This window comes from Aristaeella hokkaidonensis (genome assembly GCF_018128945.1).
GTDB classification, from domain to species: Bacteria; Bacillota; Clostridia; order Christensenellales; family Aristaeellaceae; genus Aristaeella; species Aristaeella hokkaidonensis.
Genome location: NZ_CP068393.1, coordinates 639,210 through 651,641, shown reverse-complemented (window position 1 = coordinate 651,641; position 12,432 = coordinate 639,210). Strand labels below are relative to the sequence as shown.

Below are 12,432 nucleotides of genomic sequence, written 5' to 3'. Positions count from 1 at the left end.
TTTTACTGTTCCCTGTTAACCTGCTTCATATACCAGTAAGTATATACCTTTTCAAATCCCAGCTTCCGGTACAGGTTCAGTGCCACATTGTTCCCCTGCACCACCTGCAGGTATGCATACCTTGCGCCGTCTTCCTTCGCTTTGGCCAGGATCGCCCGGCAAAGCTTTTCGCCCAGGCCTTGTCCCCGCTGTGCAGGATCCACAACCACGTTATGCAGCAGAACGTATCCCTGTTCAGACGCAGTTGACGCACAGGCGGCAGGTTTTCCGTCCTTCATTACTGTACAGTAGATCGTATCAACCACTACTTTGTCAACAATCTGACGGAACAATTCCTGTTCTTTTCCTTTTCTGTTCTCAAATTCAAAATAGGCCGGCAGCCATTCCTGTGGTTTCTCCGCGAAAACGCATTCGCTCATATCCGCCGCCAGGTCGGTTTTCTCCAGGTCCAGGATCATCACGTCCGTAGGCGTGACCACCTTATAGCCCCGTTTTTCCAGGTAATTGGAAAGTTCTGTATCATACTCTGTCAGTTTGAAAAGTGTGGGCAGTCCCTGCTTCGCGTAGCATTTCTCGCAGTATGCCACTTTCTCCTCAATTCCCTTCCGGGAAGGATAAATCACGCTGATGGAATTTGCCCTGCCTGTAAATCCTTCAGAGAACCGCAGCAGCCATCCGTCATACTGCATCACATTCAGTGCCACATGTCCGTTAGCCGCGATCTCTTCCAGAAAATATGCCTGTTCTTTCATCTTCTTTATCTTATCCTTTATCACTTCAGAATTTCATAAAGCCGGTGCATCCGAGATCTGACAGTTTTCGGAAGCCGGCAGACTCATAAAAGGCGATGGTTTCGGGCTTGCTGTCCGTCACCAGTTCAATCTGGCGCACATGACCGTATTTGGACATGATCTCCTTCAGCAAGGCCGTTCCAATGCCCTTACGTCGGTATTCCGGAAAAACCAGGATATCCTGGACAAACACAATTGTTTCTCCGTCTCCGACAACACGAATAATGCCCATCAGTTGTTCTCCCTCATATGCTCCCAGCACCAGCAGGGAGTTTTCATAGCCTTTCCGCAGAGCTTCCGGATCATCTGTATACGCCTTCCACCCAACCGCGGAATACAGCCCGATGATCTCCCGCTCGTTATAAACCTTATATTCTCTGATCTCCATTTCAGTATTACCTTATTTATCAGTTTTAAGTTTTAAGTTTTCAATATTCATTAGCGATACGATTAAAAATCGTATCGCCTTATTTCTCCATTCTTAATCCCAAATCCTGAATACTCGTCATTCGTCATTTCCCGGAAATAGGATTCCACCACCCTGGCAATGCCGTTATGCGCTACCAGGATAAAGTCCCGGTCATCCTTTTTCAGGTCATCAATCAGGTTATAGATCCGCTGTGCCACATGGAGCATGGACTCCCCGCCCTCATATCGGTTCAGGAACTGTTTCTTTGCCTCGAAGAATTCTTCTCCGTTTCGCGGCGTAGACTCATACTTTCCGTATGCCTGTTCAAACAGTCTCGGTTCTTCCTGCATCGGTATGCCGGTGACCTCGGAGATGTGTCGCGCTGTATCCTTAGCCCTGGAAAGCGGAGAATACAGAATCAGATCCGCGTGAATGCCTTCCGCCAGGATCTTCTTTCCCGTTTCAATCGCCTGCTGGTGACCCTTTTCCGTCAGCGGGCTGTCCGTCGCCCCGCAGATCTTATTTTCCACATTCCACACGGTCTCCCCGTGCCTGACAAAATAAAACATCTATATTCTTTCCTTCCCGAATGCCTTAGTCATCACATTGGCCTCAAGGCCAATATTTCACAAAGCCGCTTTGCGGCTTTATTTCACATCTGCCAAAGGCAGATATTTCACATTCCGAAGCTGCTTTTTGTTGCTTCGGAATATTTCATTTTCAATTTGACTTTTCCATTGCCATATTAATTAGTTCATTAATGTGTATTTCCACGCTGTCCAGGCAGTCTACCGGGCAGTTTCCGGGATTCAGGATCATCGGCAGCTCAGTGCATCCCAGCACAACCGCCTCAATTCCCTTCTCATCCCTCATCTTCCGGATAATCCCCTGGAACTCCTTCAGCGTGGATTCCTTCACAATGCCGTTTTCCAGCTCCTCCAGGATCCGTTTGGCAACGAGCTCCCGGTCTGCCTTTTCAGGAATCACAACCTCAATGCCGGCCTCCCTGAAATCGGTTTTCATATAATCCTGCTCCATCGTAAAGATGGTGCCCAGCAGGCCGATTTTCCGGTATCCCCGGTTCAGTGCTTCCCAGCATACTGCCTTGGGAATGCTGACCAGCGCAGCCTTGGTTTTCTCCTGCACTTCGCCCAGCACAATATGCATCGTTCCCGCCGTCAGGGAAACGACCTCCGCACCGCCATCAACCAGGCTGCTCACCTTTTCTGCCAGGTAGTCTGCCAGCAGGTCATACTGTCCCCGCTCAACATACTCCCACGCCCGGCGGAAATTAACACTCTCGATGGCTATATCCGGCATTGCTTTGCCGTCCGTCATCCTGTCAATTCTTGTATTCAGTTCTTTATAGTACATGAGGGTGGATTCGGGTCCTGTCCCGCCCACCAGTCCAATCTTCTTCATTTTATCAATCTCACAGCATACTCAGATCCGTATACTGCATTTCCTTGTCAAAATGTATAATCCTGAATTCTTAATTCTGATTTCTGAATTTCATTTTTCAGTTTTAAGTTTTAAGTTTTCAGTATTAATTAATTTTTGAGATAGTCGTAATAGTCCTGCCGCAGCGAATTCAGCAGTTCCTCATGGTCTCCGCCCTCAGCGTACAGCTCATTTATTTCCTGAATTTCCTTCAGTCGTCGTGCCGGTGCGCAGTTGGGGCAGGCTTCCAGGTGGCTGTAGGGCTCCTCATCCAGCTGGGAGTAGGAGAATTCCGTGAAGGTGATCCCCTTGCCGTTGGTGCAGTGATCCTCGCTGTGGTAGTAGGATCCGCCGTTCGGATTGTAATACAGCTTCGTATCCGGATCCGGTATTGGCAGCTGTCTTCCCTGCCAGTCTTCCCAAATCACCACTTTGACCTTGCCGCAGAGGTTCTCGGAATTGACCAGGTTATAAATCCAGGCCATGTTGATTCCGTCGGGAGTCTTCAGACGCTGTACCCGGATACAGCCGTGGCTGCACTTGGTACCCAGTTTCGGCTCGGTAGACTTGTAATTGTTGCTCCCATCCCGGTTTTCCTGATGAGGCACTTCATGCACTTCATCTCCGCCGTTGAAGCGGATTGCGTAGGAGCAGATCAGCCGGTCACTGGTCAGCTGACCGGTCATGTTGATCAGCAGGAACTCACCGGATCGGGTCTCGTTGTACGGCTGATACTTGGATCCGTTCCATTGCACCAGGCCGGTGGAGCACAGGAGCGTGGCGATCATCTTGCCTTCCTGGAATACATACAGCCGCTGTGCCAGTTTATCCACCACCAGGGCCAGCCGGCTCGTAGGCTGTACCTGCTTCAGGTACTTTGTGGGAATGTATCCGCTCACAAGAATATTCCATGCCTTGGTTTTCGTTGCTGGCTTAGAGAAGAAAGAGCTGGAATAGCACTCCACCAGGGACCATCCGTTATCCAGGTTCTCAATCACACGAACGCCCTGGGACAGGTTCGATACCTCGCCCAGGATCTTGGACTTTTCATCCGGTTCCTGGTACAGGTATGTCTGCATTTTCGTCAGCTGGGAACGGCTCTTTCCCTTGATCTTTCCAAGATCCACAACGGTAATCGGCTCCATGAGCATATCCCATACAGCCTGCTCATTGCTGATATCCATGGGCGTTGTCCAGTAAGAGGAACCGATATCCTTCGTATATTCGCTGCCGTAGGAAGGCGTGAAAATACCCGTTGTGCCTGCGTCCGCAGGCTCTTCTGCCGGTTCATCTGCAGTTTCAGATGCCGTGCCCTCATCCAGATCCAGCCAGCCCTCTTCTTCCTCGTATTCCATCTCATCTTCCGCGATGGCAGGAATACCTGTGCCCAACAGCACCAGGACGCTTAGTAAACAAAACAGGGATTTTATCTTCATTCCGAGTAAATACTCCTTTGGAAAATCTAAGGCATACTGTTAACAACAGTATGCTTTATTGTACCCTTGCCCACTCACTTTTTCAAGTTTTCACACTCACGCACTTCTATGCCGTCAGCAACTAAAACTTTCGAACGCAGCTCGATTGTTCGAATAAATTCATAGAAATCGCTTCCGTTACCGGAAGCGATTTTTCCACCATTTTTAAGTTTTAAGTCTTAAATTTTCAGTATTCATTAGCTTGATGGCCTTAGCCATCAAGCTCAATAGAGTCCGCCACATAATACGTGTATCCTCTTTCCTCGCAGAAAGCCTTGATCTCTTTCATCAGTTCCTCGTCGATCGTGTACTCCAGCAGGTAGATCTCTGCCCCCTGGGAGCCATAGCGATCAATGTAGGACACAAAGTACTCATGGTCTTCCGGTTCTGCCGTGCCAAAGGTGCCTTCATCCCACAGGATCGTGGAGAACACGGATTCCTGGTTGATGCCGCTGATCACGTCGTCCCATTTTCCGCCCTGCTCGCAGTAGGTATCCAGGAAGGTGTCGCCGCTGTTGATAATCACCTTTTTGCCGGTTGCCTTCAGGCCCTTCATGATCACCGTCAGGCCTTCCAGGATTTCTTGCTTCGGATGCACATAGTAAACGTCGCAGTTGTCGACGAAGAAACCGTCAATGTCCTTCTCCAGCAGGCCGGCTGCGATATCATTCAGCATGAAATCCTGCCAGCGCTTCTGGGAAACGTCCACCCATACTTCCTCTTCCCAGTGCTCGTAGGCACCCAGGGACAGGTCTTTGTACTCGTCATAGTAATCCCGGAAATCTTCCAGGGAACCGATATTGATATAGGAGAAGACTTTGTGTCCTTTACTCCGGAACGCGTCCAGTTCTTCTTTGGGATAGTATTGGGCGTCGATTACCACGATCTCATAGTCCGCAAACTGCTCAATGTTTTCGCAGATGCTCAGGAATACGCCATAGGGGTACTTGAACGTCGGTGCCTGTTCCGCCCCGGCCAGTCCGGTGCAGCAGGTCATTACGATCAGTATGATCGCGCAGAAAACAGAGATGGTCCCTTTGCCTTGGTTTTTCATATTCTTTTTTCCTCCATCCGGCCTTCCGCCGGTTAATTTACTTCATTCTACAACAAACGCAAACAATGTTCAACAAATTTGCAAAATTTGTTTTTGCCCTGCTTATCCTTTGGTTAAAACCAGAAACTTGAAATCCCGCTTCATATAAACAACAGCCTGCTGTTTCAGCAAGCTGTTAACGTCTCAACACTATAACATTTTTAAGTTTTAAGTTTTCAGTCTTCAGTTTTCATTGGTTTTACGCTTTCTGTTCTTCCGGCAGGACGTCGTCCAGCGTTATCTGCTGTCCGTCTCCTTCCTCCTGTTCCTTCAGCTTGTCAAACACCAGCTTGCGAGTCTCCTTCAGCACGGTTCTGTATGTCGCGTCACCGTTCTCATCCAGCGTTTCCAGGAACCTGTGTTCACGGGAGGCCAGTTCCGGATGGATCCGGACCAGCGTGGCCATACCGGTGTTGGAGCAGATACCGGCAATACGTTTGTATTCCGCCATCAGATTGGAGAAATATGCATCTGCCAGCAGTGAGCATTCTCCGGCGCTCATCCGGTTGAGGTGATTCTGTGTCATTTCGTTGATCAGGTCATTCACCACATGCACCTTTGGCTCAATCTGGGAAGCGGCCTCTTCGTCCCTCCCGGAGAAGGCTTCCTCTGAATCCTTCAGGATATCCTGAATCAGCTCCTGCAAGATCTTGAGTTCCCCGACGCACTTTTTGGAAAAGGTCGTATTATTCTCTGACAGCTTTGCTGCGATATCGGCAATCTTGACTGCCTGGTCTCCCAGCCGCTCAAACTCCGTCGACTCCTTGTAATACTGGTTCAGCATCGCGGAGTTCTGTTCATTCTGCAGGTGCGGAAGCAGTTCCACCAGGTAGCGGCTCAGATGGTCTGTCAGTTTGTCCAGTTCCCATTCTTCCGCATTGATGGTGTCATACCGTTCCTTGGAATAACTCTCAATCTGCTGCTGTGCCCTGTTCAGGTTGTCCCGGGCAATGGTAAACATAGTCTGCAGCGCTTCATAGCAGCTGTTCAGGGCCAGCGCCGGCGTATTGAAGAACACCGGCCGCAAGCCTTCGAATATCTCGCTGTATTTGCTCTTTTCCGTCTTTTTCTTTGGCACAATCCTGTCGCTCAGCCGCTCATACAGTCCGATAGTCGGGAGCAGGCAAACCGCGCAGACCAGGTTGAAGATCGTATTGGTGTTGGCGATGATACCGGAGTTCACCCTGGCATCCCACAGGTTGTCCAGCAGGCCAGTCTGATGGATGATTGCCACCGCAATGAGCACCATGGCCGACTTGCTCAGGTTGTACAGGATGTTGACAATACCGACCCGCCTTGATTCCCGGTTCGCGCCGATGTAGCAGACAATGGCCGTGGTCACGCAGTCTCCCAGGTAGACGCCGACGATAATCGGATAGATCGCCTTGAAGGTCAGCAGTCCGCCTGCGGAAAACGCCTGCAGGATACCGATGGTTGCCGAGGAGCTCTGCAGCACAAAGGCTACGCCCGCGCCGGCCAGGTAACCCAGGAATGGATTATCGCCCAGACCTGAAAATATCTCTTCCACCATGCCTGACTGCTGCAGTGCGTTTACCGCACTGGTCATGTTCAGCAGGCCGGAAAACAGGATACCAAAGCCGATGGCGATATTGCCGATGGATCGGGAATTCCGGAAGAAGCCGGTCATAATCAGCAGGATGCCGATAATCAGGGCAATGGGTGCCAGCGTGGACGGCTGGAAGAACCGCAGGAACGAAGTGTCTCCGGAGGTGTTCAGGTCCAGCAGGCGGATAATCTGGCCGGTAACTGTGGTACCGACGTTTGCGCCGATAATAATACCCAGGGACTGGTGCAGCGTCAGGATTCCCGCGCCGACCAGACCGGATGTAATCACGATGGTTGCTGTGGAAGACTGGATCAGTGCTGTTACCGCGATGCCCAGCACAAAGGCCGTAAGAGGATTGTCCGTCACCTTTTCCATGACGTTTTTCAGTGTTCCGGAAGAATTCTCCTTCAGGGAATCACCCATCAGGCGCATTCCGTAAAGGAACATCGCCAGACCGCCAAGGAGGGACAGGATATCAAAAAAGTTCATTTCGTTCGTCTCTTTCGTCTGATCGAAAAGTGGTTTGTCGGATATTAACCGAAATCGCTCATATCATACCAAAATCAAATTCAGTCGTAAAGATAAATACAATTCTTAAGCAACAGAACAGTAAAAAACATAAAAGGCGATGCTGATTCCAGCACCGCCTTTTACAAAATACTTAAGTATAATTCATATGCGGTTATGAACCGCATATTTCATGTCGCGTAAGCGACATTTCACAAAGCCGCTTTGCGGCTTTATTTCACATTGACGAAGTCAATATTTCATTCATGATCATGTTCATGATCTTCATGGTCATGATCGTGATCATGTTCTTCATGCTCGTGTTCTTCTCCGTCATCAATTACGACTTTTCCTTTGCCTTTGCCCTGACTATACTCCATCAGCAGCTTATACTCGCCCTCTCCGATTCCCGGGCCCATTTCCTTCCCTTCCACCATCTGCTCAGTCCAGATATTATTCCCGTCCTTGGCCAGGGTCATCATGCATGGGTTGTCGCTCTCCATGCTTTCCACAATAATCCTGGTTTTCTCGGTAACGATGATATCAATCTCGTGGTCTCCTTCATGGGGCAGTTCATATGTGAACGAACATTCCGTCACATAGCCATGTTCTTCATCGGTAATAGCCTGTTCAATATCAATCCTGCCAGGTTCATGATTGTGATCATGGTCATGATCATGCTCAGTATAAGCAAAAACAACATACAGCAGCGTCGCAATGATAACCGCAATGACCGCGAAAAGGATAATTCTTTTTTCTTTCATACCTATGACTCCTTTATGCGCATATAATTATGAATACCATACGCACCAGAGCCCTTCATTACAACAGAACCTGCACAACTGGTTCATTAAACTGCACAATTGGCAAAAAACAAGACAAAGGGCTGATCCCTTTGTCTTGCTCTGCTTTTTCTTCTTCAGATCAGAAGCACTTTTGCTTGCGTTCCTTCCGGCACTGTTCAATACTGCCGCACCGGTAGCACAGCTCATTGTCGCATACTCCGTCATTCCGGAAGCAGGACAGGATATTGTTCACTGTTGTCTCCGCGATGTTGTTCAGCGCTTCCTCCGTCAGGAATGCCTGGTGCGAAGTCACAATCACGTTCGGCATGGAAATCAGCCGGGACAACAGTTCATCATCCATGATGTGCCCGGACCGGTCCTCAAAGAACACGTCCGCCTCTTCCTCATATACGTCCAGGCACGCCGCGCCGATCTTTCTGGCTTTGATTCCTTCCAGCAATGCTTCCGCGTCGATCAGGCCGCCTCGGGACGTGTTGACCAGTACCACACCTTTCTTCATCTTTCCAATGGCCGCCGCGTTGATCATATGCCGGGTTTCATCTGTCAGCGGACAGTGAAGTGAAATGATGTCGCTCTTCTCCAGCAGTTCATCCAGCGATACATACTCAATCCCGCTGTCTTTGGCCGGGAACAGGTCATAAGCAATCACCTTCATGCCGAATCCCCGGCAGATATCGATAAAGATCCGTCCGATCTTTCCGGTGCCTACCACGCCCACGGTCTTCCCGTGGAAGTCAAACCCGGTCAGCCCGTTCAGGGAGAAGTTGAATTCCCTGGTCCGGTTATAAGCCTTATGGATCCGGCGTACTGAGGTCAGAAGCAGCGCAATGGCGTGTTCCGCCACAGCATAGGGAGAATAAGCCGGCACATGTACCACATGGGTTTTCCCGAAAGCATGCCGGATATCCACATTGTTATATCCTGCCGACCGGAGGGCGACAATCTTCACGCCGTACTCATACAGTTTATCAATCACTTCGGCATTCACCGTGTCGTTCACAAAAACGCAGACCGCGTCACAGCCCCTGGCCAGGTCCACAGTGTCTTCATTCAGCTTTGTCTCCAGGAACCGGAACTGCATCTCCTGCTGTCCGCCGTAATACTCAAACGAAGGCCTGTCATATGCCTTGGCGTCATAAAAAGCGACCTTAATCATCTTTCTCCTCCTTCTCCCGCATCCCGGGTCAGTATGTTCTCTGGATATGATTATACCACAATGTGTTTTTCTTCTGTTGATTATCTTTCCACGGGGCAGCCTTCCCTATTCTTTCTCAAGCGCTTACTATTCAATGCTTGCAGCCGTTTCAGGGCTGTTCTGTTTGTAAAGTATACAAGATAAAATCAGTACGGACGTTTATGATTTTTGTAAAATATGATATACTTGTTGCAGAGACCAGCGGTCTTCGGACGAGGCAAAACATACGGACAGGGGTGTGATTACTCTATGAATATAGCCGTTTGTGATGATCTTCCCGAATACCGGGAGAAACTGAAGGAACTGTTAACCCCCTACATTGTTTCCAACAATCTGGATATTGCGGAATTCAGCCGCGGCGAAGATCTTCTTGTTTCCTGTGAGGAAGGCAAGTCCTGGGATATTGTCTTTCTGGACATTGAGATGGACGGACTCTCTGGCATTGAAACCGGCAAGCGGCTCCGGAAGCTCCAGCGGGATATGATCGTCATCTTTGTTACCAGCCATGTCAGCTATGTCTCGGACGCGTTCCGCCAGGATGCGTTCCAGTTTCTCCTCAAGCCTGTCCAGGAAGAAGATTTCCGGAAGGATTTTGAGCGTGCCCTCCGTGTGTGGAAAAACCGCCGCCGTCGTTACCTGATCAAATGGCGCAACACCAGCAACATGCTGGAATACCGCAGTATTCTCTACCTGGAAGCCTACCACCGTCATGTTTTTGTCCATACCTCAGACGAGGATTACGAGTGTGTGGGCAAGCTCCAGGAAGAATATGCCAAGCTCAGGCCCTTTGGCTTTGCCCAATGTCACCAGGGATTCATCGTCAACATGAGCCGTGTTGTCAGCATCACCAAATCATCAGTGAAACTGGATAATGGAACGGAAGTACCGGTCAGCCGGCGGCATTATACCAACCTGATGAGCGACTTCAATCTGTATATGGCGGGGAAACTGATATGAGCTGGATGTTCTATTTTAATGATTTGATGGGAAACCTCATGGAAGCACTCGTTATCATTTCTTACTTTCGTACTGTTTCCGGCAACAAGCTGAAATCATCCCGAAACATGATATTGGTATGCTCCATTTGTTCAATAGTCAGGACAATTCTTTACTTTCAGCTTAATATCCCCTATATAACACTTTCCGCTACGGTTGTTACAATTACAGCCATTGCGCTTGTGTATAACACTTCCATGATAAAAACTCTTATTTTCGTCCCTATTATGTTTATCATGATTCTGTTCTCGGAAATACTGGTTAGTATAGTACTTTTCTCGCTGACGGGGCTTAATTCCACTGATGGGCGTGATAATATCCTGTTCTTTACCAGCGGTATACTGGTATCCAAAATGGTACTATTTGCCCTGCTCAGGCTTATCCAGTTCATCGTACCTTCCTATGGTGAAAAAGTCCCCAGTTATCTGATGGTCCCTTTGCTCATGCTCCCAATTGCATCCAGCGTATTAATCTATATTTTGGGCATATATAATCTTACAGAAGTCTCCACGTCTAATGCAATGCCTGCAACCTGTGCAGTGATTCTTCTTGCCTTCTCCAATGTTGGACTGTTTTTCCTGCTCGAATACCACCAACGTGAGGAAAATGAAAAGAACCGTATGCGTTTGGTACAGAAGCAGACTGAAGGCCAGATCGCCTTTTATCGTGAACTGGCTGAGCGCCAGCAGATCAGTAACAAAACCATGCATGATTTGAAAAACCAGATGTTTGCCCTCTCCGAAGCCATGAAAACAGACTCAGATAAAACCCGGGAAATCATGGAGAGCATCTCCGGTAAAATCTTTGCCGCCTCCCCCATGACCGTCACCGGCATCGACGCAGTGGACTCCCTGATCTTCAGCAAGAAGCAGCAGATGGAGCTCCACGGCATCCGTTATGAGCAGTCTGTGCATATAGCCCCTGAAACTTCCTTTGATCCACTGGATCTGTGCGTCCTTCTGGGCAATCTGCTGGATAACGCGATTGAGGCCAATGAAAAGGTGGATCCCGACAAACGCTTTGTCTCCCTGACCATAACCCAGCAGGAACTCTGGCTTAGTATTACTATCACTAACGCGGCAGCCCATGCGGTAAAAGTGAATGGAAAGACAATCCGCACCACCAAGATCCAGAAGGAGCTGCATGGTTTCGGCCTGAGCAGTGTGAACGAAATTGCTGCCAAATATCAGGGAAATTGCACCTTCCGTTCCACTGATCATGAATTCACTGCATACCTCATTCTTCAGGACGCATAACTGAACCATAATTGCAGATTAAGCGACCACTTTTGCATAAACAATTGAATTAAAAACTCTAAGATGATATCTCTTTTTGCAGGTGATGAAAAAATGCTGGCGTCTCAGGCAAAAAGGATATCATCCTTTTGTATCTCCAACGGGGTTATTAGTGAGCAGGATCGTGAGAAGTATGACTATTGCTATGAGATCCTGCTTTCTTCTGTACTGAATATCTTTTCTGTTGTGCTGATCGGTCTGGTGACCGGGTTTCTGGCACAAGCGGTTTGTTTTATGCTGGTTTTTGCCTTGCTGAAAAACACAGTCGGCGGCTATCACGCGGACAGCCACCTGGCCTGTTTTGCGGGCACAGTCGGCACTTTTCTTTTATACAGGCTCATAGCTGCATTAATCTCTGCCAGCGTGCTGTCTGCTGTGGCTGCTGTGTTTGCCATATTCTCCGGGATTACGGTTTTCCTGCTGGCACCCGTAGGCACGGAAAATAAGCCCCTTAGCAGGAGGCAGAAAAGCCAGCTGAAGGAAGACAGCCGCCTGCTTATTCTGTTCTTTTGTATGGTTGTCCTGTTCCTGCTGCTGCAGGATATCAGTCCCCAGTGGGCGTTCTCCGTCAGCAGCGCCATCGCGGCCGTTTCTGCTTCCCTGATTGTGGGCCTAATCAAGCTCCCCAAGGCAGAAACGTCCAACTCTTAATCCGTATGTCGCGGAATGCAGGTTCCGTGCAATAAAAAAAGGAGGAGATCACAAATGAAGAAGAAACTGACTGCTATCCTGGTGTACCTGGCCGGTGCAGCCTCCGTGTTTGCGCTGGTGCTTGGCCGTATTTCCGCTGCCCGCGCCTGTGCAATCTGCTTCTATCAGCCGAAGGTTCCGGACTGCATGAAAGAAAAGGATTAAGAG

The 12,432-nt window shown here is 49.1% G+C and carries 13 protein-coding genes; 4 read left to right on the top strand and 9 right to left on the bottom strand.

The window, feature by feature from the left end; genetic code table 11:
- Positions 1-2: 2 nt before the first annotated feature.
- The 9 genes from JYE49_RS03075 to JYE49_RS03035 all read right to left on the bottom strand — a co-directional run bounded on the left by JYE49_RS03075 (position 3) and on the right by JYE49_RS03035 (position 9,241).
- Positions 3-752, bottom strand: coding sequence for a GNAT family N-acetyltransferase (locus JYE49_RS03075; protein WP_143754432.1), 750 nt, complete (start codon positions 750-752; stop codon positions 3-5).
- A gap of 25 nt (positions 753-777) precedes the next feature.
- Complete coding sequence (locus JYE49_RS03070) at positions 778-1,179, bottom strand: GNAT family N-acetyltransferase (protein WP_093956009.1); 402 nt, start codon at positions 1,177-1,179, stop codon at positions 778-780.
- Between the two features lie 62 nt (positions 1,180-1,241).
- The gene (locus JYE49_RS03065) at positions 1,242-1,769 is read right to left on the bottom strand and encodes a histidine phosphatase family protein (protein WP_093956008.1); all 528 of its coding nucleotides are present in this window, start codon (positions 1,767-1,769) and stop codon (positions 1,242-1,244) included.
- Positions 1,770-1,920: 151 nt separating this feature from the next.
- A complete protein-coding gene (locus tag JYE49_RS03060) occupies positions 1,921-2,622 on the bottom strand; it encodes an aspartate/glutamate racemase family protein (protein ID WP_093956007.1) in 702 nt (233 codons plus the stop codon).
- A gap of 128 nt (positions 2,623-2,750) precedes the next feature.
- Positions 2,751-4,076, bottom strand: a complete 1,326-nt coding sequence (locus JYE49_RS03055) for a L,D-transpeptidase (RefSeq protein ID WP_093956006.1) — start codon at positions 4,074-4,076, stop codon at positions 2,751-2,753.
- Between the two features lie 250 nt (positions 4,077-4,326).
- Positions 4,327-5,169, bottom strand: coding sequence for a glycoside hydrolase family 191 protein (locus JYE49_RS03050; RefSeq protein WP_093956005.1), 843 nt, complete (start codon positions 5,167-5,169; stop codon positions 4,327-4,329).
- Positions 5,170-5,407: 238 nt separating this feature from the next.
- Positions 5,408-7,264: a Na/Pi cotransporter family protein gene (locus tag JYE49_RS03045; RefSeq protein ID WP_093956004.1), complete on the bottom strand. Its 1,857-nt coding sequence runs from the start codon at positions 7,262-7,264 to the stop codon at positions 5,408-5,410.
- Positions 7,265-7,542: 278 nt separating this feature from the next.
- Positions 7,543-8,046, bottom strand: a complete 504-nt coding sequence (locus JYE49_RS03040) for a hypothetical protein (RefSeq protein WP_093956003.1) — start codon at positions 8,044-8,046, stop codon at positions 7,543-7,545.
- A 160-nt stretch (positions 8,047-8,206) separates the two neighbouring features.
- Positions 8,207-9,241 (bottom strand): 2-hydroxyacid dehydrogenase, encoded by a 1,035-nt coding sequence (locus tag JYE49_RS03035; RefSeq protein ID WP_283399318.1) that lies wholly within the window; start codon positions 9,239-9,241, stop codon positions 8,207-8,209.
- A gap of 291 nt (positions 9,242-9,532) precedes the next feature.
- Between JYE49_RS03035 and JYE49_RS03030 the strand changes: the two genes are divergently transcribed.
- The 4 genes from JYE49_RS03030 (at position 9,533) to JYE49_RS03015 (ending at position 12,429) form a co-directional block, all read left to right on the top strand.
- Complete coding sequence (locus JYE49_RS03030; RefSeq protein ID WP_179217180.1) at positions 9,533-10,240, top strand: LytR/AlgR family response regulator transcription factor; 708 nt, start codon at positions 9,533-9,535, stop codon at positions 10,238-10,240.
- A 560-nt stretch (positions 10,241-10,800) separates the two neighbouring features.
- A complete protein-coding gene (locus JYE49_RS03025) occupies positions 10,801-11,535 on the top strand; it encodes an ATP-binding protein (RefSeq protein WP_179217179.1) in 735 nt (244 codons plus the stop codon).
- A 93-nt stretch (positions 11,536-11,628) separates the two neighbouring features.
- Positions 11,629-12,225, top strand: coding sequence for an accessory gene regulator B family protein (locus tag JYE49_RS03020; protein ID WP_179217178.1), 597 nt, complete (start codon positions 11,629-11,631; stop codon positions 12,223-12,225).
- A gap of 54 nt (positions 12,226-12,279) precedes the next feature.
- Positions 12,280-12,429, top strand: coding sequence for a cyclic lactone autoinducer peptide (locus tag JYE49_RS03015; RefSeq protein ID WP_143754431.1), 150 nt, complete (start codon positions 12,280-12,282; stop codon positions 12,427-12,429).
- Positions 12,430-12,432 lie beyond the last annotated feature (3 nt).

What these genes read in the sequence shown, in the direction of transcription:
- JYE49_RS03075 (WP_143754432.1), bottom strand. Translation starts at nt 752, where the DNA reads ATGAAAGAACAGGCATATTTTCTGGAAGAGATCGCGGCTAACGGACAT.
- JYE49_RS03070 (WP_093956009.1), bottom strand. Translation starts at nt 1,179, where the DNA reads ATGGAGATCAGAGAATATAAGGTTTATAACGAGCGGGAGATCATCGGG.
- JYE49_RS03065 (WP_093956008.1), bottom strand. Translation starts at nt 1,769, where the DNA reads ATGTTTTATTTTGTCAGGCACGGGGAGACCGTGTGGAATGTGGAAAAT.
- JYE49_RS03060 (WP_093956007.1), bottom strand. Translation starts at nt 2,622, where the DNA reads ATGAAGAAGATTGGACTGGTGGGCGGGACAGGACCCGAATCCACCCTC.
- JYE49_RS03055 (WP_093956006.1), bottom strand. Translation starts at nt 4,076, where the DNA reads ATGAAGATAAAATCCCTGTTTTGTTTACTAAGCGTCCTGGTGCTGTTG.
- JYE49_RS03050 (WP_093956005.1), bottom strand. Translation starts at nt 5,169, where the DNA reads ATGAAAAACCAAGGCAAAGGGACCATCTCTGTTTTCTGCGCGATCATA.
- JYE49_RS03045 (WP_093956004.1), bottom strand. Translation starts at nt 7,264, where the DNA reads ATGAACTTTTTTGATATCCTGTCCCTCCTTGGCGGTCTGGCGATGTTC.
- JYE49_RS03040 (WP_093956003.1), bottom strand. Translation starts at nt 8,046, where the DNA reads ATGAAAGAAAAAAGAATTATCCTTTTCGCGGTCATTGCGGTTATCATT.
- JYE49_RS03030 (WP_179217180.1), top strand. Translation starts at nt 9,533, where the DNA reads ATGAATATAGCCGTTTGTGATGATCTTCCCGAATACCGGGAGAAACTG.
- JYE49_RS03025 (WP_179217179.1), top strand. Translation starts at nt 10,801, where the DNA reads ATGCCTGCAACCTGTGCAGTGATTCTTCTTGCCTTCTCCAATGTTGGA.
- JYE49_RS03020 (WP_179217178.1), top strand. Translation starts at nt 11,629, where the DNA reads ATGCTGGCGTCTCAGGCAAAAAGGATATCATCCTTTTGTATCTCCAAC.
- JYE49_RS03015 (WP_143754431.1), top strand. Translation starts at nt 12,280, where the DNA reads ATGAAGAAGAAACTGACTGCTATCCTGGTGTACCTGGCCGGTGCAGCC.